Source organism: Compostimonas suwonensis (assembly GCF_002797855.1).
Taxonomy (GTDB): Bacteria; Actinomycetota; Actinomycetes; order Actinomycetales; family Microbacteriaceae; genus Compostimonas; species Compostimonas suwonensis.
Genome location: NZ_PGFB01000002.1, coordinates 502845 through 528125, shown reverse-complemented (window position 1 = coordinate 528125; position 25281 = coordinate 502845). Strand labels below are relative to the sequence as shown.

General features: G+C 69.3%; 23 protein-coding genes. 17 read left to right on the top strand and 6 right to left on the bottom strand.

Annotated elements, in window-relative coordinates:
- Positions 1 to 26 precede the first annotated feature (26 nt).
- The 4 genes from CLV54_RS06255 to CLV54_RS06240 all read left to right on the top strand — a co-directional run bounded on the left by CLV54_RS06255 (position 27) and on the right by CLV54_RS06240 (position 5416).
- The gene (locus tag CLV54_RS06255; protein ID WP_342745264.1) at positions 27 to 2789 is read left to right on the top strand and encodes a helix-turn-helix transcriptional regulator; all 2763 of its coding nucleotides are present in this window, start codon (positions 27 to 29) and stop codon (positions 2787 to 2789) included.
- Between the two features lie 199 nt (positions 2790 to 2988).
- A complete protein-coding gene (locus tag CLV54_RS06250; RefSeq protein ID WP_100344071.1) occupies positions 2989 to 3840 on the top strand; it encodes an alpha/beta hydrolase in 852 nt (283 codons plus the stop codon).
- A 26-nt stretch (positions 3841 to 3866) separates the two neighbouring features.
- A complete protein-coding gene (locus CLV54_RS06245) occupies positions 3867 to 4670 on the top strand; it encodes an MBL fold metallo-hydrolase (RefSeq protein ID WP_100344070.1) in 804 nt (267 codons plus the stop codon).
- A gap of 29 nt (positions 4671 to 4699) precedes the next feature.
- Positions 4700 to 5416, top strand: coding sequence for an alpha/beta fold hydrolase (locus CLV54_RS06240; RefSeq protein ID WP_100344069.1), 717 nt, complete (start codon positions 4700 to 4702; stop codon positions 5414 to 5416).
- 37 nt (positions 5417 to 5453) lie between these two features.
- Here CLV54_RS06240 and CLV54_RS06235 read toward each other — a convergent pair whose 3' ends face one another.
- Together CLV54_RS06235 and CLV54_RS06230 are read right to left on the bottom strand one after the other, a co-directional pair.
- Positions 5454 to 6449: a helix-turn-helix domain-containing protein gene (locus tag CLV54_RS06235; RefSeq protein WP_100344068.1), complete on the bottom strand. Its 996-nt coding sequence runs from the start codon at positions 6447 to 6449 to the stop codon at positions 5454 to 5456.
- Between the two features lie 6 nt (positions 6450 to 6455).
- On the bottom strand, positions 6456 to 7301 hold the full coding sequence (locus tag CLV54_RS06230) for an META domain-containing protein (protein WP_157802830.1): 846 nt from the start codon (positions 7299 to 7301) through the stop codon (positions 6456 to 6458).
- A gap of 110 nt (positions 7302 to 7411) precedes the next feature.
- Between CLV54_RS06230 and CLV54_RS06225 the strand changes: the two genes are divergently transcribed.
- On the top strand, positions 7412 to 8353 hold the full coding sequence (locus CLV54_RS06225) for a phosphodiesterase (RefSeq protein ID WP_425430260.1): 942 nt from the start codon (positions 7412 to 7414) through the stop codon (positions 8351 to 8353).
- Positions 8354 to 8417: 64 nt separating this feature from the next.
- Positions 8418 to 9401, top strand: coding sequence for a tyrosine-type recombinase/integrase (locus CLV54_RS06220; RefSeq protein WP_100344065.1), 984 nt, complete (start codon positions 8418 to 8420; stop codon positions 9399 to 9401).
- A gap of 71 nt (positions 9402 to 9472) precedes the next feature.
- On the opposite strand, the gene CLV54_RS06215 is transcribed toward CLV54_RS06220, so the two are convergent.
- Both CLV54_RS06215 and CLV54_RS06210 read right to left on the bottom strand, forming a co-directional pair.
- Positions 9473 to 10150 carry a murein hydrolase activator EnvC family protein gene (locus tag CLV54_RS06215; protein WP_100344064.1) on the bottom strand — a complete coding sequence of 226 codons (678 nt, stop codon included), beginning with the start codon at positions 10148 to 10150 and terminating at the stop codon, positions 9473 to 9475.
- 117 nt (positions 10151 to 10267) lie between these two features.
- Positions 10268 to 11872, bottom strand: coding sequence for an MFS transporter (locus tag CLV54_RS06210; protein WP_100344063.1), 1605 nt, complete (start codon positions 11870 to 11872; stop codon positions 10268 to 10270).
- Positions 11873 to 12038: 166 nt separating this feature from the next.
- Between CLV54_RS06210 and CLV54_RS06205 the strand changes: the two genes are divergently transcribed.
- The 11 genes from CLV54_RS06205 (at position 12039) to CLV54_RS06155 (ending at position 22464) form a co-directional block, all read left to right on the top strand.
- Positions 12039 to 13520 (top strand): sugar porter family MFS transporter, encoded by a 1482-nt coding sequence (locus CLV54_RS06205; protein WP_170061958.1) that lies wholly within the window; start codon positions 12039 to 12041, stop codon positions 13518 to 13520.
- Between the two features lie 241 nt (positions 13521 to 13761).
- Positions 13762 to 14841 carry a 30S ribosomal protein S2 gene (gene rpsB, locus CLV54_RS06200; protein ID WP_100344062.1) on the top strand — a complete coding sequence of 360 codons (1080 nt, stop codon included), beginning with the start codon at positions 13762 to 13764 and terminating at the stop codon, positions 14839 to 14841.
- A 72-nt stretch (positions 14842 to 14913) separates the two neighbouring features.
- Entirely contained in the window at positions 14914 to 15741 is an 828-nt protein-coding gene (tsf, locus tag CLV54_RS06195) for a translation elongation factor Ts (RefSeq protein ID WP_100344061.1), read from the top strand.
- A 137-nt stretch (positions 15742 to 15878) separates the two neighbouring features.
- Positions 15879 to 16595, top strand: a complete 717-nt coding sequence (gene pyrH, locus CLV54_RS06190; RefSeq protein ID WP_100344060.1) for a UMP kinase — start codon at positions 15879 to 15881, stop codon at positions 16593 to 16595.
- A gap of 119 nt (positions 16596 to 16714) precedes the next feature.
- Complete coding sequence (gene frr / locus CLV54_RS06185; RefSeq protein ID WP_100344059.1) at positions 16715 to 17269, top strand: ribosome recycling factor; 555 nt, start codon at positions 16715 to 16717, stop codon at positions 17267 to 17269.
- A gap of 11 nt (positions 17270 to 17280) precedes the next feature.
- On the top strand, positions 17281 to 18267 hold the full coding sequence (locus tag CLV54_RS06180; protein WP_245861426.1) for a phosphatidate cytidylyltransferase: 987 nt from the start codon (positions 17281 to 17283) through the stop codon (positions 18265 to 18267).
- Between the two features lie 63 nt (positions 18268 to 18330).
- Positions 18331 to 18876, top strand: a complete 546-nt coding sequence (locus CLV54_RS06175) for a DivIVA domain-containing protein (RefSeq protein ID WP_100344057.1) — start codon at positions 18331 to 18333, stop codon at positions 18874 to 18876.
- Positions 18877 to 18930: 54 nt separating this feature from the next.
- Positions 18931 to 19602 carry an aggregation-promoting factor C-terminal-like domain-containing protein gene (locus CLV54_RS06170; RefSeq protein WP_100344056.1) on the top strand — a complete coding sequence of 224 codons (672 nt, stop codon included), beginning with the start codon at positions 18931 to 18933 and terminating at the stop codon, positions 19600 to 19602.
- Positions 19603 to 19649: 47 nt separating this feature from the next.
- Positions 19650 to 21380: a cation:proton antiporter gene (locus tag CLV54_RS06165; RefSeq protein WP_100344055.1), complete on the top strand. Its 1731-nt coding sequence runs from the start codon at positions 19650 to 19652 to the stop codon at positions 21378 to 21380.
- Between the two features lie 34 nt (positions 21381 to 21414).
- Complete coding sequence (locus tag CLV54_RS06160; protein ID WP_100344054.1) at positions 21415 to 21711, top strand: hypothetical protein; 297 nt, start codon at positions 21415 to 21417, stop codon at positions 21709 to 21711.
- 15 nt (positions 21712 to 21726) lie between these two features.
- Complete coding sequence (locus CLV54_RS06155; RefSeq protein WP_100344053.1) at positions 21727 to 22464, top strand: alpha/beta hydrolase; 738 nt, start codon at positions 21727 to 21729, stop codon at positions 22462 to 22464.
- Between the two features lie 27 nt (positions 22465 to 22491).
- On the opposite strand, the gene CLV54_RS06150 is transcribed toward CLV54_RS06155, so the two are convergent.
- Together CLV54_RS06150 and CLV54_RS06145 are read right to left on the bottom strand one after the other, a co-directional pair.
- Positions 22492 to 23550: an AI-2E family transporter gene (locus CLV54_RS06150; RefSeq protein WP_100344052.1), complete on the bottom strand. Its 1059-nt coding sequence runs from the start codon at positions 23548 to 23550 to the stop codon at positions 22492 to 22494.
- A gap of 36 nt (positions 23551 to 23586) precedes the next feature.
- Positions 23587 to 25164: a DivIVA domain-containing protein gene (locus CLV54_RS06145; RefSeq protein WP_100344051.1), complete on the bottom strand. Its 1578-nt coding sequence runs from the start codon at positions 25162 to 25164 to the stop codon at positions 23587 to 23589.
- Positions 25165 to 25281 lie beyond the last annotated feature (117 nt).

Here is a 25281-nt window from a genome sequence, read left to right as displayed (position 1 = left end):
GACTCGCGAGCTCCGCCCGATAGTCTCTGGCCATCGACGAGAAGCCGGACGACTCCCTCCTGGGCCGCGAAAGCGAGCGGCGAGTGCTTGACGACCTCCTCGACGCCGCTCGCGCAGGCATCAGCGGGGTGATCGTGCTCGTCGGCGAGGCGGGCGTCGGAAAGACCCGTCTTCTCGATTACGCCGCCGCCGAGAGCTCGTCGTATGCCACCGTGATCAGGATCAGCGGGGTGCAGGCGGAGTCGTCGCTCTCTTTCGCCGCCCTCCATCGGCTCGCCCTCCCGGCGATCGGGGCTCTGCCTCGGGTTCCCGCACCCCAGCAGCAGGCGCTCGGAGTCGCGCTCGGCCAGAGCCCCGGGCCGCCGCCCGACCGATTCCTCGTCGGTCTGGGGCTGCTCTCCCTCCTCGCGCTGCATGCGCGCGAGAGGCCGCTTCTCGTCTGCGTCGACGATGCGCAATGGCTCGACATCGAATCGCGTGCGGTTCTCGCCTTCGTCGCCCGCAGGATCCAGGCAGACAGCATGGGCCTGTTGTTCGCCGTCCGGAGCGACGACGGGATGCCCGCCGATCTCGCCGGGCTCCCCGTCCTGGAGGTCGGCGGTCTCGACGAGCAGTCGGCCGGAGCCCTCCTCCAGCTCGTCGTGTCCTGCGAGGTGCCCGCGCCGACGGCACTGCAGATCGTCACTGCCACCCACGGGAATCCCCTCGCCATCCTCGACCTCGCGAACGAGCTCACGGCGCAGCAGCTCGCGGGCGCCGCTCTTCTGCCGGAGCCGATCCCGCTGGGGCAGCATCTCGAGGAGCACTACCTTCGACGAGTCCGAGCGCTGCCGGACGACGTGCAGCGCTGGCTTCTCGTGGCCGCGGCGGAGCCCAGCGGGGATCTCGTCCGCATCACGGCCGCGTCCGAGTCGTTGGGCCTAGACGCGGATGCCGGGGAGATCGCCGAATACGAGAGGTTCGTCGTCGTGCGGCCCGCCTTCGGATTCCGGCATCCGCTGGTGCGGTCGGCCGTCTACGGGGGTGCCGTCGACGCCGAGCGGCGGCGTGTGCACCGTGCCCTCGCGGCCGTCACCCCCGAGCGCGATGCCGATCTCCACGCCCTGCACCGAGCGGCAGCCACGGTCGGCCCCGACGAGTCCGTCGCGTCGGAGCTGGAGCAGGCGGCCGATCGGGCGGGGCAGCGGGGCGGCTTCTCCTCACGTGCCTCCCTCCTGTCGGGATCCGTCACGTTCACCTCGGATCCCGAGCGGCGGCGTGCGCGCATCATCGCCGCGGCAGAGGCGGCTGCGACGGCGGGGGCGGCCCGGCAGACGCTCGACCTGCTCGATCTGCTCGACGATCGCGAGCTGGATCGGGTGTCGAGGGGCAGGGTGCTGATGGCGAGGGCGAGGGTGCAGGCCCTGACCGGGGGATATCGGGCGGTCACGGTCACGCCCCGGCTTCTCTTGGAAGCCGGGGAGGCGTTCGGCAGAGACGAGCCGGCACTGGCGCGCGAGGCGATGGTGCATGCCCTGGAATCCATGCTCACCGTGCAGTGGGATGCCGACGGCCTGACGCTCCGGCAGATAGCCGAGGCGGCGACCGGCCTGCTCGAGCCACACGACGTGACCGTGGGCGCCGTTCTGCTGCGCGGCCTCGCCGCCTACATCCACGGTCCGTACGAAGACGCCGTCCAACCGCTCCGCGCAGCCCTCGCGATGCTCGAGTCGGAGGAGCTCGGCCCGGGCGACCATCTCCGCTTCAGCTTTCTCGGGGTGGTGGTCGCACTCGGCCTCTGGGACGAAGCGGCACTCCGCAGGGTTCTGCAGCGCGGCGCGGAGGTCGCGCGAGCGGCCGGGGCCCTCGCCGCGCTCGACGCGGTGCTGTGGACCCGATCCCTCGTCGAAGCCCGCCTCGGGCACCTCGGCACGGCGGAGGCGTTGCTGGCCGAGGTGAACCAGCTGCGCCCGGCGATCGGCTTCACCCCCGAGCTGAGCGAGCTCTACAAGAACGCGAGCTACCTCGGATGGCGCGGGGGCGGCCTCGAGGTCCGCCGGAAGATCGAGGTCGCCCGCCAGGCCTCGGACGCCCTCGGCTTCGGCGGGGCGGTGTGCATCGCCGACATGGGCATGGCCGTGCTCGACCTCGCCGACGGCCGCTATCGACAGGCGTACGAGCGGCTCGAGCGACTGCTGCGAGAGCCCTTCATCCAGGTCACCGACAACGTGCTCCCCGACATCGTCGAGGCCGCCGTCCGCTCCCGGCGGCCGACCGAGGCCGCGGAGGCCGCGGAGATGCTCCGGAGGATCGCGACCGCCAACCGCTCGCCGTGGGCGCTGGGCTCCCTCGCCTGCTGCGACGCCCTGCTCGCCGACGACGAGAGCGCCGAAGCGCTGTATCTCTCGGCGATCGAATGGCTGTCGCAGACCGAGGCCCGGTCGGATCGGGCGAGAGCGCACCTGCTCTACGGCGAATGGCTCCGCCGCTCGCGTCGCCGACGCGAGGCCCGTGTGCAGATCGCCATCGCGGTGGCGCACTTCGATGACATGCAGGCCGAGTCGTTCGCGGCCCGGGCGCGCCGGGAGCTCGACGCGATGGGGCGGCGCACGAAGGATGTCGCGATCGAGACCACCCCCGGCCTCACTCCGCAGGAGGAGGCCGTCGCCCGGCTCGCGGCGGCCGGCGCCACCAACGCGGAGATCGCGCAGACGCTGTTCATCAGCCCGAACACGGTCGACTACCACCTCCGGAAGGTCTTCCGGAAGCTCGGTGTCAGCTCCCGGCGTCAGCTGGCGCGCGACGCCTGAGGTGCACGACGAAGCACCCGAGGTGCACGACAACGGACGGCGAGCCCGGTCGCCGGGCCCCAGGGCACCGTGCGCCGACGCTGGTAGCAGCCGGCCTCGATCGGAGCGCGGAAGACTACGCGCTTCACGTGGTCCGGTGAGCGATCCCCGCCTGGGACACTCGGTGCATTCCCACTGAGATCCCCGCGAGAGGAACGACATGTCGAACAGCGCTTCGCACCCGGAACCGCGCACCATCGTGCTCATCCACGGCCTGTGGATGACACCACGCAGCTGGGAGGAATGGGTCCCGTACTACGAGGCCAAGGGCTACCGGGTGCTCACTCCCACTTACCCGGGCTTCGAGATCGAGGTGGAGGCGCTCCGCGAGAACCCGGAGCTCATCGCGAAGCTCACGGTGCCGCAGACCGTCGAGCATCTGGCGGAGTTCATCCGCGGGCTCGACGAGCCGCCGATCATCATGGGCCACTCCTTCGGAGGCACGCTGACGCAGCTGCTCACCGCGCAAGGACTCGGCGTGGCATCCGTCGCCATCGACTCGGCCCCCACGGAGGGCGTGCGGGTCACCCCGGCCTCGCAGCTCAAGTCGTTCTTCCCGATCCTGAGCGACCCCAAGACCTTCCACGGCGCGTTCGGCTACACACCCGAGCAGTTCCACTACACCTTCACCAACACGCTCACACGCGAGGAGTCCGACGCGGTCTACGAGCGCTACCACATCCCCGCCCCCGGCAACTGGGTCTGGGCCTACGGGCTCATCGCCAACTACAAGCCGGGACACCAGGAGACCTGGGTCGACTACGACCTCGACGAGCGCGCCCCGCTGCTGTTCATCGCCGGCGGCGCCGACCACATCATGCCGCCGTCGGTGAACAAGTCGAACGCGCGCCACTACGACAAGTCGGCCGCGCTGACCGAGTACGTCGAGTTCCCCGGGCGCTCGCATTTCACCTGCGGCGAGCCCGGCTGGGAGGCGATCGCAGACCACGCCCTCGACTGGGCCGTCGCGAACGCGAGCTCCGCCCACCTCGATCGCTCCCTCCCGGCCTGAGAGAGGCCGAGAGGCGGGGAGGGATCGTGGCCGACATCCGCTTGACCCGTTTCGGCGGTCCGACCGTGCTCGCCGAGATCGGAGGGTGGCGGCTGCTGACCGACCCCACCTTCGACCCGCCGGGTCGTCGGTACACCTTCGGCTTCGGCTCGGCCTCGACGAAAGTCGAGGGGCCGGCTGCGGATGCCGCGAGCCTCGGCCCGATCGACGCGGTGCTGCTCAGCCACGACCACCACGCGGACAACCTCGACGACGCCGGCCGTGCCCTGCTGCCCGAGGTGCCGGTCGTCGTGACCACCCGGAGCGGTCGTCGCCGTCTCGGAGCTGACGGAATGGACACCGTGCGCGGCCTGCTGCCCGGGGAGACGACCACGCTCAGCGCGCCCGGCCGCAGCGACCTCCGGATCACCGCGACGCCGTGCCGGCACGGACCGCCGCTCAGTCATCCGATCGTCGGCGACGTCATCGGCTTCGCCGTGCGGCTCGGCGACTCCCCGAAGACCGACCTCTGGATCTCCGGCGACAGCGTGCTCTACCCCGCGCTGCGGCAGCTCGCGCGCGACCTCGACGTGGATGTCGCGGTGCTCCATCTGGGCGGCGTCGAGTTCGGGGTCACCGGCCGCCTCCGGTACTCGATGACGGCCGAGGAGGCCGTCACGCTCCTCGGCCTTCTCGAGCCTCGCGTCGCCGTGCCTGTGCACTTCGACGGCTGGACTCATTTCCGCGAAGGAGAAGAGCAGATCCGAAGCACCTTCGAGAAGGCATCGCCGCAGATCCGCGCCTCGATCGTCTGGCTGCCCCTCGCCGAGCAGACCACCCTCGCGCCCTAGCGGCGCCCCATCAGAAAGTGAGAAGGACAATGAGCTCGTCGACAGTTGTACTCGTGCACGGAGCGTTCGCCGATGCATCCGGCTGGACCGGTGTCATCGAACGACTCCAGGAGAAGGGGTACCCGGTTCTCGCACCGGCGAACCCGTTGAGGGGCATCGGGGCCGACGCCGCCTACCTGAGCGCCGTGCTCTCGACCATCCCCGGCCCGATCGTGCTCGTGGGGCACTCCTACGGCGGTGCGGTCATCACCAACGCGGCTCTCGGCAACGAGAACGTCGCCGGGCTCGTCTACATCACGGCCTACGCGCTCGACGAGGGCGAGGCGGTCGCGCAGGCGAACGAGCTCGGCGGCGGGCACACCGAGGTGACCGAGCACCTCGTCATCCGGCCCTTCCCGGGGGCGGCCGAAGGCGACGCCGACGCCTACATCGACCCGGAGCACTTCCCGCGGCTGTTCGCCCAGGACCTCCCGCTGCCCGAGGCCCAGGCGCTCGCGGTGAGCCAGCGACCCGGAGCCCTCGCCTCGCTCGGCATCCCGTCGGGGTCCCCGGCCTGGAAGGCGATCCCGAGCTGGTACCTGGTCGCATCGAGCGACAACATCATTCCGCCGGAGGCCGAGCGGTTCATGGCAGAGCGGGCCGGTGCCACGACCGTGGAGATCGAGAGCTCGCACGTGCCGATGATCAGCCACGTCGATGAGGTGACGGACCTCATCCTGGCCGCGATCTCGAGCACCGAGGTCTAGACCGTCTGATCTCGGCTGCGCCTCTCCTCGCGCGGCGTCAGCGCCCGGGCGGGGAGGGGACCGGCTGGAGGGCGCTCGCGGTGCCGCTCGGAGGGTTCGCGCGGTACTCGGCCGGGGTCATCCCGTACGCGGTCTGGAAGGTGCGGCGCATCCTGCCCGCGCCACCGAATCCGGAGGCGAGCGCGATGTGCTCGAGCGTCGAGGTCTTCCACGCCTCGTCGACGAGCAGGCCGCACGCCGCGCGGAGCCGGTTGTCGCGCAAGACCTGGGCGATGGAGGTCCCGGTCGCGGCGAGGATCCGCTGCAGATGTCTGATCGACACGCCCGAGGCGTTTGCGATGTCGGCCGTCGTGAGGTCGGCTTTGCCGCTGTTCGCCGCCATGAAGACCATCGCCTGGGCGATGGTCGCGGCGTTGCGCTTGTCGACGCGCGAGTTCTCCTCGTGCGAGCCGAGCAGGATGCCGATGAGCAGGTGTTGCACCGCACGCTGAGTCGCCGTTCCCTCGACCGAGCCGGGCCGCGGGAAATCGGCGGAGAGCCCCTCGAGCAGCAGACTGGTCGAGCGGCTCAACGAGGTCGAGCGCAGCAGCCGCGCCTCCTGCTCGAAGCCGGGGAGCCCGTTCATCGCGAAGGCGCCGCGTCTGAGAACGACGAGAGTCGCGTCGACGGGCTCCGGGTTGACGAAGGTGTACGGCTCGTAACCGGAGAGGATCCCCACCGAGCCGGCCGTGAGCTCGAAGCTCGAATCGCCCTGGCTCACCCACAGCAGGCCCGTCTTGACGAAGATCAGGGTCGAGCCGACCACGAGGCTGTCGACGAGCTGCCGGGTGCGCTCGACGGTCGCGGGGGTGTGCCGGAGCCGGGTGATGGTCATGTCGTCGAAGACGACGGCGTTGAGCATCGCGTGGAACGACTCGGGGGAGTCCGTCGTGATGCGGGAATGCCAGGAGAGGAACTCGATGGCTTCGCGGCCGGAGACGCTGGCCCGGGTCGGCCGGCGGGGTGTGAACGAACGGTCAGCCGGTCTGGCCACGGACGGTCATCTCCCCATGGAGTTCAGCTGGCCGAGCACCGTGCCGTCGGCTGCCTCCATCGTCATGACGCCGGCGCGCACCCGCCCCGTCGCCGCCTGGTTCAGCCACTGGTCGACGCCGTCGCAGGCCATGAGCGTCGACGCTCCCATGGTGAGGGTGATGGTCTCGGCCTCGGTCGACTCCCACGTGCCCGAGATCGTGTTGCAGCCGTCGCTCCCGGTGAAGCTCCGGTCGGCGCTGATCGACAGGAAGGGCGAGGTCGAGGTCGTGCGGGCGACCCAGTAGCCGATCGGCAGGCCCTGCGGCCCGACCGTCGAATCCGTCGTGCGGACGAGGGTGGTCGTGTTGGCCCCGTCGGAGCCCGTGATGACGAGGGTGTCTCCGTCGACGCGCACCGAGTCGGCCAGGGTGACGGCGAGAGGGAGCTGCGCACCCTCGCACGCCATCCGCGTCTGCGGACCCGAGGTCGTCGTCAGCGCACCCGTGCTCGTGACCTCCCAAGTGCCCTGCACCCGGTTGCAGCCGTCGGAGGCGCTCCAGGTGCTGTCTTGCACGAAGGCGACGTAGGGCTGCTCGGGCGAGTCGAAGCTCGCCTCGAGAGTCCAGGTTCCCACGAGCTGGCCGGGCTGAACGGTCGCCGTCGACGCGTTCCCGGACGGGGTGTCGGAGGCGGGGGAGCAGGCGGCGAGCGCGAGAACCGCGACGATGAGACCTGCCCCGACGAATGACCTGGTGTAGTGCGGCACAAGCGGCTCCCCTCGACGGCGGTACTGCCAACTATTACCCTCGGCCGCCCGCGCGTAAATCCCGATGACGCAGATGTGACCGCTTTGTGTCGCAAAATCAGCCATCGAAGCGGCGTCGATTCCTCGGCCGCAGGATGGGCGGGCGCTGTCGGCGGATGGCCGTAGTCTGGAGGCGAATCGGCGATCGGGGAAGCCGGTCGGGAGGGCCAGGAGCGATGTCGGAGATTCGAGCTGAAGGTCAGGCGGGGCACGTCCAGATGGGGCAGCACGGCGAGCCCGATCACGTTCTCGTGCATCTGAGCGACACCCACTTCCTGGGCGGCAATCGGGCTCTCTACGGGCGCGTCGACACCGATCGCACGGTCGAGCGGGCCTTCGAGCAGCTCGAGCGATCCGGCATCCGCCCTGAGGCCGTCGTCATCACCGGCGACATCGCCGACCTCGGCGAGGCTGATGCCTACGCGCGCGTCAGGGGAATCATCGAGCCCGCGGTCGAGCGGCTGGGCGCACAGCTGGTGTGGGTCATGGGCAACCACGATGAGAGGAACCGCTTCCGGGAGCAGCTGCTCGGCGAGCCCGCCTCCCTCGACCCCGTCGACAGGGTCTACCGTCTGGGCGGGCTGCGGCTCATCGTGCTCGACACGACGGTGCCCGGCTACCACCACGGCGAGCTCGCCCGCGAGCAGCTCGACTGGCTGAGCGCCGAGCTGAGCGCTCCCGCACCGCACGGCACCCTGCTCGCACTGCACCACCCGCCCGTGCCGACGCCGCTCGCGGTCATGACCATTCTCGAGCTGCAGCGTCAGCACGAGCTCGCGGAGGTCGTCTCCGGCAGCGACGTGCGCGCGATCCTCGGCGGCCACCTGCACTACTCCACCACGAGCACGTTCGCGGGGATCCCCGTGTCGGTCGCCGCCGCGACCTGCTACACGATGGATCTCAGCGCACCCGTGCGGGAGCTCTCGGGGGTCGACGGGGCGCAGAGCATCAACCTCGTGCACGTCTACGGCGACCGCACCGTGCACTCGACCGTGCCGATCGGCGACTTCGAGCGGGTTGCGGGCTTCGACGCGGACTTCCTCGATCGTATGGAGGCGTTGAGCCCCGAGGAGCGCATCGAGGCGTTCTCGCGGCACACGCAGCCGTCTGCAATCTGAGACGCCGCGGCCTGAGGCGCGCGTGGCTCCCGCGTTTCCGGGTGCAGACGAGCATGCTGGGAGTATGGAGCTGGCGGCGGCGATCGACGACTTCGAGGTCTATCTGAAGGCCGAGCGCGGTTTCTCGCCCAACACCGTGCGCGCCTACCACTCCGACCTCCGAGCGCTCCGGCTGTTCCTCGAACGGAGGGGCGCGGGTGGTGACGCGCCGACCCTCGACGCGCTGACCCTCGACGCGCTGCGGGACTGGCTGTGGGAGGCGACCCGCGCCGGGCTCAGCCGGGCCACGATCGCCCGCCGTGCCGCCGCGGCGCGAAGCCTCTCGGCCTGGCTCGCGCGTACGGGCATGCTCGGAACGGATCCGGGAGCCCGGCTCACCTCGCCGAAGACGGCCCAGCCTCTGCCGCGGGTGATCAGCCGCGCCCAGATCGAGGGGATCCTCGCCGGCCTCGCCGCCCGGGCCGCCGATGGCGACCCGGTGGCTCTGAGAGACCTGGCGATCATCGAGCTGCTCTACGCCTCCGCCGTGCGCGTCTCCGAGCTCGTCGGCCTCGACCGCGACGACGTCGACCTCGACCGGCTCACCGTGCGGGTTCTCGGCAAGGGCTCGAAAGAGCGCGTGGTGCCGTTCGGGGTTCCCGCGCGATCCGCGATCGTCGACTACCTCGATCGGGGGCGGATGCCGCTGCTCCTGCGCTCGGGCGACCGGGGCGGCTCGCCTGACCCGGCCCCGGACCCGGACCCGGCCCCGCAGCCGAGCGCCGACGCCCGGCGTGCCCTTCTCATCGGCTCGCGCGGCACCCGGCTCGGCACCCGGTCGGTCTACCGCCTGGTCGCCGGCCTGCTCGAGGAGCTGCCCGGCTCCGGCCCGGCCGGCCCGCACTCGTTGAGGCACACGGCCGCGACCCACCTGCTCGACGGGGGAGCGGACCTGCGCTCCGTGCAGGAGCTCCTCGGTCACGCGAGCCTCGGGACGACCCAGATCTACACCCACGTCTCGGCCGAACGGCTCAAGCAGAGCTACCATCTCGCCCATCCGCGAGCCTGACCGGCCCAGTCGCGACCCCGGGCGGGTCGCGGCCTCGCGCACGACCTCGCAGAGGGCTTCATCCGGGACGTTCATCGTGCGGGAACGACGGGCAGCAGCACGGCCCGCTCGATGCCGCCGAGCAGCAGAAGAGGTGAGACGTACTCGCCGTCGAGTCTGACACCGAGGTGCAGGCAGCTCGAACCGCAGTGGCTCGTGCCGTCGATCGTCGCGATCGCCTCGCCGGGGCTCACCGAGCGGCCCTCGGCGAGCTGTGTCTCGACGGGCTCGTAGCTCGAGACGAGGCCGCCGGGGTGCGCGATCGACAGCACACCGCGGTCGACGACGACGCCGGCGAAGGAGACGGTTCCGGCCGCGGGCGCCCGCACGAGCTGACCGGGCGTCGCCGCGATGTCGATGCCACGATGCCCGGCGCCGTAGGGGTGGGGCGGCGCCTCGAACCCGCGGACGATCGGGTTGCGGCCGTCGAGCGGCCACAGCCACGGGGTGCCCGCTGCCGCGACATCCGTGCCCGTGGGGCGCTCGCCTCCGCCGGGGGCGCTGGGCGTCTCGGCCGTCGCCGACCCCGCCCCGAGCATCAGCGCGAGCGCGAGGAGAGCGAGACCGGCGAGGGCCGAGCGGCCGAGCGCGCGGCGGCTCGGGCGGAGACGGAAAGCGAGGCGGACGCAGACGCGGAGCGGGCGACCCCGCGAGAAGCAGGGACACGAACGACGGAGACGGGCGGGAAGAGGGGTGTGGGATCGGCGCATGCCCCCAGTGTCGGATGCGCGCAGGCGCGGGCGGGCGGCATCCTCAGCACTCGTGCGTCGACCGGGATCGACACGCTGCTGTGCAGGGGCCGCGACCGGCCCGGCGCCGCGGCGCCGTCAGCGGGCCGCCGCGACCGGCCCGGCGTCGCTCTCGGCCTCGTACTTCTGCGTGAGCACGAACTCCGGCTTCTTCTTCGGGAAGAGGAAGAACACGACGGCGATGCCGATGACGACGAAGAGCATCCCTGCGAGATACGCCCAGTCGGCACCGGCGAGGAACGAGTCCCGAGCCGCCGAGGTGATCCCCTCGGCGTACTGCGGATACTGCTGCGCGGTCATCTCCGCGCTGCTGAACGACTTCTGGAGGGTCGTCTCGATGCCGCTCGTCACCTCGCTCTGGACGTTCGCGGGAGCGCCCGCGACGGAGGAGGCGATCGACGCGGCATAGCCCGCGGTGAGGATCGCGCCGAGGATGGAGGTGAGGATCGAGCTGCCCAGGTCGCGCTGCAGATCGGCCGTGCCCGAGGCCATGCCGGCCTTCCAGACCGGCACCGACGAGGTCAGGCTGTGCGTCGTCGGCGTGCCCGAGAGACCGACGCCGATGCCGAGCGCCGCATAGGCGATGCCGACGACGGGGTAGCCGCTGCCGACATCCCAGAAGGTCCACATGACGATGAAGCCGATGAGGCAGAAGGCGAAGCCGGCGAGCATCGTCGCGCGCGAGCCGTAACGGCCGATGAGCCGGCCCGAGACGGGGCCGGCGACGACCATCAGGAGCGTCGACGGGAGGATCGCCAGACCCGATTGCAGGGGCGAGTAGCCGAGCACGTTCTGCATGTACTGCTGGCCGATGTAGAGGGCGCCCATGAGCGAGCCGAAGACGATGATGCCGCCGAGGGCCCCGACCCAGAAGGTCCGGCGTCTGGCGTAGTGGAGGTCGTAGAGGGGAACACGCGCCCGCAGCTGCCGGAGGACGAAGAGCACCCCGCTCACGACGGCGATCGCGAAGAGGACCCACGCGGTCGTGAGCATGCCCGGCACGACGACGAAGTTGATGCCGAGCACGAGCGAACCGATGAGCACGACCGAGAGCACACCTCCGGCGTTGTCGACGGGATCCTTCGTCTCGTTCACGTGAGAGGGCACGAGCACGATAACGAGCACGAGTGTCACGACGGCGAGCGGCAGGGTCATGAGGAACACCCAGCCCCACGCCGCGGCGCCGAGGATGGCGCCGGCCGTGAGCGGGCCGAGCGACGACAGGGCTCCGCCGATCGCCGACCACAGCGCGATGGCCGCGATGCGCGATCGTCCGGACCAGAGGGCGGTGATGAGCGCGAGGGTCGTCGGGTAGGCCATGCCCGCGCCCAGGCCGCCGAGCAGCCGGGCTGCGAAGAGGATCTCGACGGTCGGGGCGGTCGCCGCTATCACGCAGGCGGGCAGGCTCACGACCATGCCGAGCACGAGCATGAGCTTGCGGCCGTAGCGGTCGCCGAGCGCGCCCAGATAGAGAACGGATGCCGCGAGGCCCAGCGAGAACCCGACGGCGATGAGGTTGAGCGCCGCCTGCGAGGCGTCGAGGCTCGTGCCGATGTCGGGGAGCGCGACGTTGGCGACGGAGAGGTTGAGGTTCGCCACCCCCGCCGCGAGGATGAGCGTCGTGAGCACGAGCGCGGCGCGGCGGGGCTTCCCCGTTGCGGTCGGTGCGGCGGTTTGCGTCATACGATCTCCGTTTTCCCCCGGGTGAAGCCTCTTCATTATGTCGGCTCCGGAGCACCCGACACACGGCGTGCGGATTCTCGCCCGGGATGCGCGTGCGGGCATATGCTCGGCGTAGACAAGCACGGCCCGGTCCGGCGTGGTCGTGCGTCGATCGTGGGGAGTGAAGATGTCGAGCAGCGTTGCGGGCAGATCGGACAACCGGCAGTCGGGTCAGACGGACAAGCGACTGCGGCGGAAGGTCATCGCACTGTCGATCGCGGCCGCCCTCGGCGGTTTCCTCTTCGGCTTCGACTCCTCGGTCATCAACGGCGCGGTCGACGCGATCACCCAGGACTTCGGGCTCGAGGCCCAGCCCCTCCTCAGCGGTTTCGCGGTGGCCTCGGCGCTGCTCGGCTGCGCGGTCGGCGCGTACTTCGCCGGCAGGCTGGCCGACCACTGGGGCCGCATCCCCGTGATGCTCCTCGGCGCCGGGCTCTTCCTCGTGAGCTCGATCGGCTCGGGCCTCGCCTTCGCCGTCTGGGATCTCATCCTCTGGCGCATCATCGGCGGCCTCGGGATCGGCATCGCCTCGGTCATCGCTCCCGCCTACATCGCCGAGATCGCGCCGAAGGCGGTGCGCGGAAGCCTCGCCTCGCTGCAGCAGCTCGCGATCACCCTCGGCATCTTCGCGGCCCTGCTCTCCGACACGCTCCTGGCCAACATCGCGGGCGGCGCGAACGAGCCGCTGTGGTTCGACGGCGACGCCTGGCGCTGGATGTTCGTGGTCTGCGCCATCCCGGCCCTCGTCTACGGTCTGCTGGCCTGGAGGCTCCCCGAGTCGCCACGGTACCTGGCGGGTAAAGGCAAACGCGAGGAGGCCCGGAAGGTGCTCGCGAGCGTGATGCCCGCCGACGAGGTCGACGGCGCGATCGACGAGATCGAGGCATCCTTGGCGAAAGACAAGGAGTACTCGCGCACGGCCTCGCTCAAGGGCCCGATGTTCGGGCTCATGCCGATCGTCTGGGTGGGCATCCTGCTCTCGATGTTCCAGCAGCTCGTCGGCATCAACGTGATCTTCTACTACTCGACCTCGCTCTGGAGCTCGGTCGGCTTCGGCGAGGACAGCTCCTTCGGCATCTCGGTCTTCACCTCGGTCGTCAACGTCGCGGTGACCTTCGTCGCCATCCTGCTCGTCGACAAGGTCGGCCGCCGCCCGATGCTCCTGATCGGCTCGGCGGGCATGGCGATCTCGCTCGGGGCGATGACCCTCGCGTTCTCGCAGGCGCAGCTCGTCAACGACGCGCCGGAGCTGCCGGGCGCGTGGGGCCCGATCGCACTCGTCGCCGCGAACCTCTTCGTCATCGCCTTCGGCGCGACCTGGGGACCGCTCGTCTGGGTGCTGCTCGGGGAGGTCTTCCCGAACCGCATCCGCGGAAAGGCGCTCGGCATCGCGGCCGCGGCGCAATGGCTCACGAACTTCGCCGTGACCGAGACCTTCCCGGCCCTGTCGGACTTCTCGCTCGCCTTCACCTACGGCTTGTACGCCTTCTTCGCGCTCGTGTCGTTCGTCTTCGTGTTCTTCGCGGTGCCGGAGACGAAGGGACGATCGCTCGAGAGCATGGACGATCTCACGGTCGTGCGCAGGGGCAAGCCCGCTCCGGCGCAGTAGGCCGCGCACCGCTCGGGCTCCGTCGCCTGGGCGCGCGGGATGCTATCATTCAGGTAGCACTCCGCTCGTCGGGGTGACTACGCGTGCCCATTCGGCCAACACCTCCATTCGGTCCTCGCTCGTTCAGAGCGTCGCGGTTGTGCGCCGGGCACCAGGAGAGACGATCATCCGATCGTCCGGAGACAACCGAGTGGCGTGGTTCTGCCGTGTGCAGAGCGCGCCGAGAACAGGAGAACGGCTCATGGCCGTCGTTACCATCCGCCAGCTGCTCGACAGCGGCGTGCACTTCGGGCACCAGACCCGCCGTTGGAACCCGAAGATGAAGCGATTCATCTTCACGGAGCGTTCCGGCATCTACATCATCGACCTGCAGCAGTCGCTGGGCTACATCGACAAGGCCTACGACTTCGTCAAGGAGACGGTCGCCCACGGCGGCACCATCCTCTTCGTCGGAACGAAGAAGCAGGCTCAGGAAGCGATCGCCGAGCAGGCGACGCGCGTGGGCCAGCCCTACGTCAACCAGCGCTGGCTCGGTGGCCTCCTCACGAACTTCAGCACGGTCTCCAAGCGCCTCGCGCGTATGAAGGAGCTCGAGGAGCTCGACTTCGAAGACACCGCGAAGAGCGGCTTCACCAAAAAAGAGCTGCTCATCAAGAAGCGCGAGCTCGACAAGCTGCACAAGAGCCTCGGCGGTATCCGCAACCTCAGCAAGACGCCGTCGGCGCTCTGGGTCGTGGACACCAAGAAGGAGCACCTCGCGATCGACGAGGCCAAGAAGCTCGGCATCCCCGTCATCGGCATCCTCGACACGAACTGCGACCCCGACGAGGTGCAGTACCCGATCCCGGGCAACGACGACGCCATCCGCTCCGTCGGCCTGCTGACCCGCATCATCGCGGACGCCGCGGCCGAGGGTCTCATCCAGCGCCACCAGAAGCCCGAAGAGGGCGACGACACCCCCGTCGAGCCGCTCGCCGAGTGGGAGGCAGAACTGCTCAAGGCCTCTGAGACGCCGGCCAGCGAGGCCGAGAAGATCGAGGCCGTCGACGGCCTCGTCGAGTCCACCGAGGCCGACACGGCCGCCGTCGCCGAGGTCGTCGCGGCCGAGGTCCCCGTCGAGGAGAACGACGCAGACGCCGTCGTCGCCGAGCACGAGGCCGCCGCCGACGAGACCATCGTGCCGGAGCACCACGTCGAGTCCGACGCCGACACCGAGGCGCGCATCGAGGCCGAGGCGGCCGTCGAGACCGCGGAGGCCGCCGAGAGCGAAGCCGTCGCGGATGTCGCGGCCGAGGACGACGCGGCAGCGGCCGACAAGTAACGATCCAGGTTTCGATCACGACCACACCACGGAGGACCCCCGTGGCTGACGACACCAAGTAAAGGGAAGAAAATGGCAGACTTCAGTCTGGAAGACCTCAAGACGCTCCGCGAACGTCTGGGTACGGGCATGGTCGACAGCAAGAACGCGCTCATCGAGGCGGGCGGTGACCTCGAGAAGGCCACCGAGATCCTTCGGCTCAAGGGTGCGAAGGGCAACGCGAAGCGTGCCGACCGCTCCACGAGCGAGGGCCTCGTCGCCGCCAAGCAGACCGACTCGTCGACGACGCTCATCGAGCTCGCCTGCGAGACCGACTTCGTCGCGAAGAACGCGAAGTTCGTCGAGCTCGGCTCCACGGTCCTCGACGCGATCGTCGCGGCCGGCGCCACCAACCTCGACGAGGCGCTCGCCGCTCCCGTCGAGGGAACGACCGTCGCCGGCCTCATCGGAGATGTCGCCGCGATCCTCGGAGAGAAGGTCGAGCTGCGTCGCGTCGCCGTCGTCCCCGGCTCCGAGTTCGCGATCTACCTGCACCGCACCAACAAAGACCTGCCCCCGCAGGTCGGCGTCGTGGTCTCGTACACGGGTGACGACGCGGAGACGGCTCGCAGCATCGCGCAGCACATCTCCTTCGCCAACCCGAGCTACCTGAGCCGCGCCGACGTGCCGGCCGAAGAGGTCGAGAACGAGCGTCGTATCGTCGAGGAGATCAGCCGCGGAGAGGGCAAGCCCGAGGCCGCCCTCCCGAAGATCATCGACGGCCGCGTCAACGCCTACTTCAAGCAGGTCGCCCTGCTCGAGCAGGAGTACGCGAAAGACAACAAGCTCTCGATCGAGAAGGTGCTCGCCGATTCCGGCCTCACCGTCACGGGCTTCGCCCGCTTCAAGGTCGGCGCCTAACACGGTGTGAGAAGGAGTCCGAATCGTCCGCGATTCGGGCTCCTTTTCTGTGCCCGCGATTTTCACGCCCGTGAGTCGTCGGCCCTCCGTCACGCACTAACGTAGACATCATCCATAGGGGAAGGACGCACGAGCCCATGTCAGAATCCACCGGTCGGCGAAGAGTCCTCCTCAAACTCTCGGGCGAGGCCTTCGGCGCCGGCGAGCTCGGGGTGAACCCCGACGTCGTGAGTTCGATGGCCCGCGAGATCGCGGAGGCCGCGCAGACGGTCGAGATCGCCGTCGTCGTCGGAGGCGGCAACTTCTTCCGCGGAGCCGAGCTCTCGCAGCGCGGCATGGATCGCGGGCGGGCCGATTACATGGGCATGCTCGGCACGGTCATGAACGCGCTCGCGCTCCAGGACTTCCTCGATCAGGCCGGGGCCGAGACCCGGGTGCAGTCGGCGATCGCGATGACACAGGTCGCCGAGCCGTACATCCCGCGCCGCGCCATCCGTCACCTCGAGAAGGGACGCGTGGTCATCTTCGGAGCCGGAGCCGGCCTGCCCTACTTCTCGACCGACACGGTCGCCGCCCAGCGGGCGCTCGAGATCCGCGCGGACGTGGTGCTCGTCGCGAAGAACGGCGTCGACGGGATCTACTCCGACGACCCCCGCACGAACCCGGATGCCACCAAGATCCACCACATCACCTATCAGGAGGCCCTGCAGCGCGGCCTCAAGGTCGTCGACTCGACCGCGTTCAGCCTTTGCATGGACAACAAGATGCCCATGCGCGTCTTCGGCATGCACCCGGCGGGCACGGTGACCGCCGCGATCCTCGGGGAGGACCTCGGAACGCTCGTCAGCTACTGACACGAGCGTCCACGCGAGCGGCCGTCCACGAGCGTTGTCCACGAGTCATTGTCGAACCGCGCGGGCGAAACCTCCCCGAGCGTTAAACTAATCCGAAGCCATAACGTAAGGAGTTGCCCGTGATTGCGGATGTCCTGTCTGATGCGACCGAGCGAATGAACAAGGCCGTCGAGGTCGCCAAAGACGATTTCGGTACCGTGCGCACGGGCCGTGCGAACCCGCAGCTCTTCCAGAAGGTGCTCGTGGACTACTACGGCAGCCCGACGCCTCTCGCCCAGCTCGCCTCGCTGCAGAACCCCGAGGCGCGCACGCTGCTCGTGACTCCCTACGACAAGTCGGCGCTCAAAGAGATCGAGAAGGCACTCGTGTCGATGCCGAACCTGGGCGCGAACGTCGGCAACGACGGCGAGATCGTGCGCGTGACGCTCCCCGAGCTGACGGAGGACCGTCGCAAGGAGTTCGTCAAGATCGTGCGCGGCAAGGCCGAGGAGGCACGTGTCTCGGTGCGCAACATCCGCCGCCGGGCGAAAGACGAGCTCGACGCGCTCAAGAGCGAGGTCGGCGACGACGACGTGTCCCGTGCCGAGAAGGAGCTCGAGTCGGTGACCAAGGTGCACGTCGACGCGATCGACGACGCGCTCAAACGCAAGGAAGCCGAACTCCTCGAGGTCTAGGAGCCTTCGCCATGACGCAGCGTGCAGGCGGTAACAATGCCGGAGGGCCGCACAAGTCTCCGCCGCGCAATCGGGCCGAGTTCCAGGCCCAGATGAAGGCGACCCGCGCCGACATCGAGGCCCAGGTCAAGGCGACCCGGGCCCAGATCGATGCGACGACCGAGAAGATCGAGGCGCGCACGGGGCGCAACCTGATCCTGGCGGTGCTCATCGGGCTCGTGCTCGGCGTCGCCATGCTCTTCAGCCTCATCGTCATCAAAGAGCTCTTTATGGTCTTCGGCGGCGTGCTCATCGGGTTCACCGCCTTCGAGCTCGCGAACGCGCTGCGTCACGCGGGTCGTTCGGTGCCGCGCATCCCGACGGTGATCGCCGCCCTCGCCATCATCCCGGCGGCCTATTATCTCGACGCCGCCGGCCAATGGCTCGCGACCCTGGCCGGAATCGTCTTCGTCGGTCTCTGGCGGGTCGCGGAGCTTCTGGCGCCTTCCCGGCGCACGACGGGCCTGGGGCTCGTGCGCGACATCTTCGCGGGCGTCTTCGTGCAGGTCTACGTCGCGTTCCTCGGCAGTTTCGCCGTGCTGCTCGTCGCGCAGCCGAATGGCCAGTGGTGGACGCTGGCGTTCCTCATCCTCGTGATCGCGGTCGACACGGGGGCCTACGCCGCGGGCCTCAGCTTCGGCAAACACCCCATGGCGCCCACGATCAGCCCGAAGAAGACCTGGGAGGGCTTCGCGGGCGCGGCCGTCGTCGGGATCGTGGGCGGTGTCATCCTCGCGATCTTCATGCTCGGTCAGCCCTGGTGGGTGGGCGTCGTCTTCGGCGTCGTCATCCTCGTGACCGCGACCTTCGGCGACCTCTCCGAGTCGCTCATCAAACGCGATCTGGGCATCAAGGACATGAGCTCGTGGCTTCCCGGCCACGGCGGGTTCCTCGACCGCCTCGACTCGATCCTGCCCTCCGCGGCCGCCACCTACGTGCTCTTCCTGCTCTTCAGCTGAGCCTTTCGCCGACTCCCGGGGCCCGGATGCCGCATTTCCGCGGCTCTTTGGCACAATGGGCAGGTGAGCAATACCTTCCCACGATCCCGCAAGAGCAAACCGGGTTACGACGTCGACGAGGTCGACGACTTCCTCGTTCTCGCGCGACGGGCCTATGACAGCGACAGGAGCGACGTCGTGGGCCTCACGGCACGCGACATCCGTCACACCGCGTTCCGGATGACGAAGGGCGGCTACTCGACGGTGCACGTCGATGCGGCCCTCGAGCGGCTCGAGGACGCCTTCGCTTCCCGCGAGCGTCTCATCGGCGGAGCGGACCCCGACGCGTGGTTCGCGCAGGCCCGTGAGACCGCACAGGTGGTGCTGAACCGCCTCAGCAGGCCCGACAGCCGGCGTTTCGCCCGCACGAGCGTGCTCACCGTGGGCTACAACCGGCAGGATGTCGACGCCTTCGGCAAGCGCGTCACCAACTACTTCCAGCGGAACGTGCCGCTCAGCATCGACGAGGTGCGAACGGTCGTCTTCCGCCCCCAACGGGGCGGCTATCGCGAGCAGCAGGTCGATCTCGTGCTCGACAGCGTGATCGACGTCATGCTGGCCGTTCGCTGAACATAACGAGCCCTATTGGGCAGAAAGGCGCCTGTCGGCTAAAATCGGTAAACCGTGGGTAGGCATTCGAACGTCTTAGCGCCCCTTGCGCCGGTCACACCGGTTCGGGCAGCCGTCAGCCGACCCCGATCCAGGGGCCGCATCCCGCTGTTCTGCTTCGGCTTCCTCGCCGCCATCGGCATCATGCTCGTGAATGTGGTCGATCCGTACTCGGGCGCGACGGCCTCTCCGTATTTCCAGATCGCGCCGCGATTCCAGGCTCACGAGGCGCAGAGCGTCGTCGTCGCGAGCGGGTACGAGCACACGGTGACCAGGGAGACCTACACGGTCACCGATCCGCCGCCGCCGCCGCCTCCGCCGGTCGTGGTCGAGGAGGAGCCGGCTGCGTCGGTCTTCCGGGTCCCGCCCTCGGTCGTCCCCGATCCCGGATCCGCGCAGGAGTACGCCCACGGAGCCGTCATGGCCCGTGGCTGGGGCGAAGACGAGTTCTCGTGCCTCGTGGCGCTGTGGTCGAAGGAGTCCGGCTGGCGGGTCAACGCCGGCAACGAGTCGAGCGGTGCCTACGGCATCCCACAGGCTCTTCCCGGCAGCAAGATGGCGACGGCAGGGCCGGATTGGGAGACCAATGCCGGCACTCAGATCGAATGGGGCCTCGGCTACATCACCGGCCGCTACGGCTCCCCGTGCGGTGCGTGGGCCCATTCCGAGGCCGAGGGCTGGTACTAGTCGGCGTCGTTTCCATTCGGGGTATCCGCCGTCGATAGGCTGACCTCATGGAGCTGACTGTTTTCGCGGTGATCGCTGTCATCACCTTGGTCACGGTGGCCGCCTTCTCCCAGAAACTGGGCATAGCGGCACCCCTCATCCTCGTCGTCGTTGGCATCGTCTACTCGTTCATCCCCGGGGTTCCGCCCGTGGAGATCCCACCGGACTGGATCCTCATGGGGGTGCTGCCTCCGCTGCTCTACGCGGCGGCCATCAACGTCCCGCTCATGGACTTCCGGCGCAATCTCGGCACGATCGCGAGTCTGTCGGTCGTGCTCGTCATCGTCACGGCGATCGGCGTCGGCTTCCTGCTGTTCGCGCTCTTCCCCGAGCTCAACCTCGCGGCGGCCATCGCGCTCGGCGCGGTCATCAGCCCCACCGACGCAGTCGCGGCGACGTCGATCGCCAAGAAGCTCGGTCTGCCGGCACGGCTCATCACGATCCTCGAGGGGGAGAGCCTCGTCAACGATGCCACCTCCCTCGTGATGCTCAAGGCCGCGATCGCCGCCTCGGCCATGACGTTCAGCGACTTCCAGCTGGGCAGCGCCGTCGGCATGTTCGCCTACTCGGCGGTCGTCGCGGTCGCGATCGGGCTCGTCGTGGGCTTCGTGACGGTCTTCGTCCGCTCGAAGCTCGACAACCCGATCCTCGACACGGCGATCTCCTTCGTCGTCCCGTTCATCGCCTACATCCCGGCCGAGGAGATCGGTGCGTCCGGTGTGCTCGCCGTCGTCGCGGCCGGGCTCTTCGCGGGGCACAACGGGGCGCGGTATTTCGGCGCTCAGGAGCGCATCAACGAGCGCAGCAACTGGCGCACCGTCGAGTTCCTGCTCGAGAACGGCGTCTTCCTGCTGATGGGGCTCGAGCTCAAGGCGATCCTCGGGCAGGTGCACGAGTTCGACCTCGGCGTCGACAAGGCGGTCTACGTGGGGCTGCTCGTGACGGTGCTGCTCATCGTCTTGCGGTTCGCCTTCATCGGCCCGCTCATCCTGTCGCTGCGACGGCGCGAGCGGCGGCTCGTGAAGACGTTCGCGCGGTTCGCGGAGGGCATCGAGCGAGCGAAGGAGCTCGAGGCGGAGAACCCGAAGCTGGCCCGTAAACGGGAGCGCGCCGAGAAGCTCTACGAACGGCGCTCGACCGACCTCGAGCAGCTGCGGGCCGAGGGCCTGGGCCTGCGCGGCGGTGTGGTGCTGTCGTGGGCGGGCATGCGCGGTGTGGTCACGCTCGCGGCCGCGCAATCGCTCCCCGCCGACATCCCGTACCGCCCTCAGCTCATCCTCATCGCCTTCACCGTCTCGATCACCACGCTGCTCGTGCAGGGCGGCACCCTGCCGTGGGTCATCAAGGCGACGGGCATCAGGGGCTCGGATGCCGCGGTCGACCGTCGCGAGTTCGCGACCCTGCTCGACGAGATCAGCGAGGCCGGTCTCTCGGTGCTCGACAACCCGACCGTCGAGCTGGCCGACGGCATGACGGTCTCGGAGGACGTCATCGAGAGGGTGCGGCGCGACACGCTGCTGCGGCAGGAGTCGGCCTGGGAGCGATCGCGGGCCGAGGCCGCGGAGGAGGTCGCTCAGATGCCCCACATGCAGTATCGGGAGCTGCGCCTGCAGGTGCTGCAGGCGGAGCGGGCGGCCCTCCTGGACGCCCGGAGCCGGGGCACCTATCCGTCGCGGGTGCTGACGCGCGCGCAGGGCATGCTCGACATCGAGGAGGCGCGACTCGACACCGTGGTCTGATCGGCGGCCGTGCGAGCGCGCATAAACTGGTCGTATGCCGCGCAGCAATCATCCACGGGGACGACGGCGCGACGAGCCCGACGACGACTTCGACGTGGCGAGGGTTCTCGCCGGCTGGCGTCGCACCGAGACCAAACGCGGTGTGCTCTGGAATGTGCAGCCCGTCTCGGCGGTTCAAGCCACCAAGGAGTATGTCTGCCCGGGGTGCGGTCTCACGATCGTGCCGGGCACCGCGCATCTCGTGGCCTGGCGCGCGGAGGGAGTGCGCGGGGAGGCCGTCGAGCTGGCCGACCGCAGGCACTGGCACAACCACTGTTGGAAGATCGGATAGGACGTGACCGTCGGTATGGCCCAGGAGATCCGCGGGGGCATCGAGCTCCCCGCCCGCCGAGACGACATCGAGCTGCACACCGACGACGGCCTCACGCTGCTCGGGGAGCTCGCGACGCCGCTCGATCGCGACCCGGTCGCCACCCTCGTGACCCTGCATCCGCTGCCCACCGGCGGTGGTTTTATGGACTCCCACATCCTCCGCAAGGCGGCGGGCCGCCTGCCCGCCCTCGCGGATCTCGCCGTGCTGCGCTTCAACACCCGGGGCACCTCATCGCCGCGGGGGACCAGCGGGGGAGCGTTCGGCCACGGCGTCGACGAGCGGCACGACGTCGACGCGGCGATGGCGTTCGTCGTCGAGCGGGGCCTGCCTCATCCGTGGCTCGTGGGCTGGTCGTTCGGCACCGAGCTCGCCCTCAAGTACGGCCTCTCGCAGCCCATCGACGGAGCCGTGCTGCTCTCACCGCCCCTGCACCGCGCGAGCGCGGAGGAGGTCGCGGCCTGGGAGGGAGACAGCCGCCGGCTCGTCGCCCTGATCCCCGAGTTCGACGACTACCTGCGGCCCGAGGAGGCGGCGCAGCGCTTCGCGAGCGTGCCGAGCATGACCCTCATCCCCGTCGAGGGCGGCAAGCACCTCTGGGTGGGCGAGAACCAGACCCGCCGGGTGCTCACCGAGATCGTGCGCGCGGTCAACCCCGCCGCGCTCCCGCTGCCGACCGAGTGGTCGGGCGAGCCCGCGGCCACAGCCGGCTAGGCCGTTCGCCGCATCCGGCTGCACCCGCTACAGCTCGTTCTGCCGGGGGATGACCACCTGCTTGATGATGAGCAGGATGGAGGCCGCCACAGGGATCGCGACGAGCGCTCCGAGGATGCCCAGCAGCGAACCTCCCGCGAGCGCGGCGATCACGACGACCGCGCCCGGCACCGACACCGCCCTGTTCATGATCCGCGGGCTCAGGATGTATGCCTCGACCTGCATGTAGACGAGGTAGTAGATCGCCGCGACGAGCGCCGTGAGCGGTGAGGCAAGCAGCAGGCACACGAGCACGATGATGACCGAGCCGGAGATCGTTCCGATGAGCGGGATGAGCGAGAGGATGAAGGCCAGGAAGGCCAGCACGGCGGGGAACGGGGCGCCGATGATGTTGAGGAAGATGAAGCTCAGGATGCCGTTCGTGGCACCGAGCACGACCTGGCCGATCACGTAGCGGCCCACCGACTGGCTCACCTGCTCGCTGATGTCGACGTAGCGCTCGCGCTTGGTGGCGGGCACGAGCTGGTAGGAGGCCCGCTTGATCGTGTTGAGCGATGCCGTGAAGTAGAGCGTCAGGATGAGCACGATGATGACGCCGAAGACGCCGTTGCCGATCGCGACGCCGACCGCGAGCACGCCGCCGAAGAGGTTGCCGAAGTTGGTCGGGTCTTTCACGAAGTCGTTGACGGCATCCGTCACGCCCGCGACGATCGTGTCGACGTCGAGCCAGGGCAGGTTGCTCTTGATGGCGTCGAGCCAGTCCTGGCTCGTGACGTTGTTGATGATCGCCGGCACCCGCTCGATGAACTGGGAGACCTGGTCGACGATGACCGGGACGACGGCGAGCACGAGGCCGGCGAAGACGGCGAGCACCGCGACGAAGACCGTGATGATGGCGGCCCAGCGCGGGAACTTCTGCTTCTCGAGCCAGGTGACGATGGGGTCGAGGCCGAGCGCCAGGAAGAGCGCGACGCCCACGTAGGTGAGGATCGTCGAGAGCTGGGTGACCGAGAGCAGGATCAGGAGCCCGAGCCCGACACCGAGGGTGCCGATGAGGCCCACCCTGAAGGGGTTCTGTATCTTCACTGCGATCTTCCCCGATCGTTCGTGGAGGCAGTCCCCCTAGTCGTCAGAGTTGACCTTCTCCGCCTGGCTCAGCACGCCGCGGAGGCTTTCGAAGTATCCGGCAACCGCGTCTCGTTCCATCCTAATCTGGGCGAGTCTCTCTTCCGCGTCGGCCACGAGGGTTCGTGTGCGCTCCTCGGCCTCCTCGACGATCGCGTGGGCGCGCTCCTGTGCGCTGGAGACGGTCTCGCGGGCGAGCTCCTCCGCCTGCTCCCTGATGGCTTTCGCGTCGGTCGAGGCGGATGTCTCGAGCACATCGGCCTCGAGGCGCTTCTCGTTGGCGCGCTTCATGGCCTCGGCGAGCTGCTGGTTGGCGTCGTCGAGGTACTTCTGCGTCTGGCTGACGGCCTCCTGGTGGCGCGAGAGGTACTCCTGCTCGGCCTCGTCCCGGCGGGACTTGAGCTCGACGTCGAGGTCGATGCGTGCCTGCTCGGCCTCGAGCCGCACTGCCTTGGCGGCCTCGTATTCCTTCGCGCGCATGGCTGCGAGCTCGTTCTCGAGCTCGATGCGCGTGCGCTCGCGCTCGGCGGCGTAGTCGACGCGCAGCTGCTCGTTGTCGCGCACGAGGTCGGCGCGGGACTGCTCGATCTCGATCGCGAGGTCTGCCCGGGCCTGCTCGGTCTCGCGGGTGAGGTCGGCGCGGGTCAGCTCGGTCTCGCGGGCGAGGTCTGCCCGGGTCTGCTCGAGCTCACGGGCGAGCTCGCTGCGACCGCGCTCGATCTCGGTGGCGAGCTCGGCTCGTGCCCCCTCGGTCTCGGCGGCCAGGTCGATGCGCGCCTGCTCGGTCTCGCGGGCGAGGTCGATGCGCGCCTGCTCGGTCTCGGTCGCGAGGTCGAGCCGGGTCTGCTCGATCTCGCGCTGCAGCTCGGCGCGTGCGCCGTCGAGCTCGAGCGCCACCTCCGAACGGGTCTGCTCGATCTCGCGATTGAGCCCCGCCGCGATCTCGCGGGCCTCCACGGCCTCGCGGTTGGCGACGACCCGCAGCTCGGCGGCTTCGCGGTCGGCCTCGGCCCTCACGGCGGCCGCCTCCCGCTTGGAGGTCCCGCGGGTCTCCGCCGCCTCCGTCGCGACGGCTCCGCGGATCGCGGCCGCCTCGCGCAGGGCGTCCTGGCGGGCGAACTCGGCGTTCTCCTCGGCGCGCGCCACCAGGTCGTCGGCTTCGGCCCGAGCCGCCTCGAGGATGCCGGCCGCCCTCGTCTGCGCCTCGCCGACGAGCCGCTCGGCGAGCTCCGCGGCATCCCTTTTGGCCTTCTCGATGTCTGCCGTGACGGAGCTGCGCAGCTTCTCGGCATCGATGTCGGCCTGTGCGATGAGGCGCGTCGACTGCTCCTCGGCGACCCGGAGGGTGTTCTCGAGCTTGGTGCCGAGCCCCGAGAACGTCGGGCTCCCGACCTCCTCGATCTCGGCGTTGAGCTCGTCGACGCGGGCGGTGAGGCGCTTGATCTCCTTGGCGGCCTCCGTCGCCGTCGTGTTCGACTTGATGAGTTCGCGGCGCAACTCCTGCAGAGCCTTGTCGACCTCGTCTTTGTCGTAGCCGCGGAACACCTGCGTGAAGCCTGTTTCGTCGGTAGCCAATTGATTTTCTCCGAGTCTCAAGGGTCTGGCGCGGAGGCCAGGCGAACGAATCGTAGTTTAGGGCACGCGGGAATACAGGACATATCCAGATGGGGTCCGATAGTCTGAAGAGTCCGT

Bases quoted from the DNA above. Each gene is read 5' to 3' on its own strand.
- CLV54_RS06250 (WP_100344071.1), top strand. From the start codon at position 2,989: ATGTCGAACAGCGCTTCGCACCCGGAACCGCGCACCATCGTGCTCATC.
- CLV54_RS06240 (WP_100344069.1), top strand. From the start codon at position 4,700: ATGAGCTCGTCGACAGTTGTACTCGTGCACGGAGCGTTCGCCGATGCA.
- CLV54_RS06230 (WP_157802830.1), bottom strand. From the start codon at position 7,301: ATGGCTGATTTTGCGACACAAAGCGGTCACATCTGCGTCATCGGGATT.
- CLV54_RS06225 (WP_425430260.1), top strand. From the start codon at position 7,412: ATGTCGGAGATTCGAGCTGAAGGTCAGGCGGGGCACGTCCAGATGGGG.
- CLV54_RS06220 (WP_100344065.1), top strand. From the start codon at position 8,418: ATGGAGCTGGCGGCGGCGATCGACGACTTCGAGGTCTATCTGAAGGCC.
- CLV54_RS06215 (WP_100344064.1), bottom strand. From the start codon at position 10,150: ATGCGCCGATCCCACACCCCTCTTCCCGCCCGTCTCCGTCGTTCGTGT.
- CLV54_RS06210 (WP_100344063.1), bottom strand. From the start codon at position 11,872: ATGACGCAAACCGCCGCACCGACCGCAACGGGGAAGCCCCGCCGCGCC.
- CLV54_RS06205 (WP_170061958.1), top strand. From the start codon at position 12,039: ATGTCGAGCAGCGTTGCGGGCAGATCGGACAACCGGCAGTCGGGTCAG.
- rpsB (WP_100344062.1), top strand. From the start codon at position 13,762: ATGGCCGTCGTTACCATCCGCCAGCTGCTCGACAGCGGCGTGCACTTC.
- tsf (WP_100344061.1), top strand. From the start codon at position 14,914: ATGGCAGACTTCAGTCTGGAAGACCTCAAGACGCTCCGCGAACGTCTG.
- pyrH (WP_100344060.1), top strand. From the start codon at position 15,879: ATGTCAGAATCCACCGGTCGGCGAAGAGTCCTCCTCAAACTCTCGGGC.
- CLV54_RS06180 (WP_245861426.1), top strand. From the start codon at position 17,281: ATGACGCAGCGTGCAGGCGGTAACAATGCCGGAGGGCCGCACAAGTCT.
- CLV54_RS06165 (WP_100344055.1), top strand. From the start codon at position 19,650: ATGGAGCTGACTGTTTTCGCGGTGATCGCTGTCATCACCTTGGTCACG.
- CLV54_RS06160 (WP_100344054.1), top strand. From the start codon at position 21,415: ATGCCGCGCAGCAATCATCCACGGGGACGACGGCGCGACGAGCCCGAC.
- CLV54_RS06155 (WP_100344053.1), top strand. From the start codon at position 21,727: ATGGCCCAGGAGATCCGCGGGGGCATCGAGCTCCCCGCCCGCCGAGAC.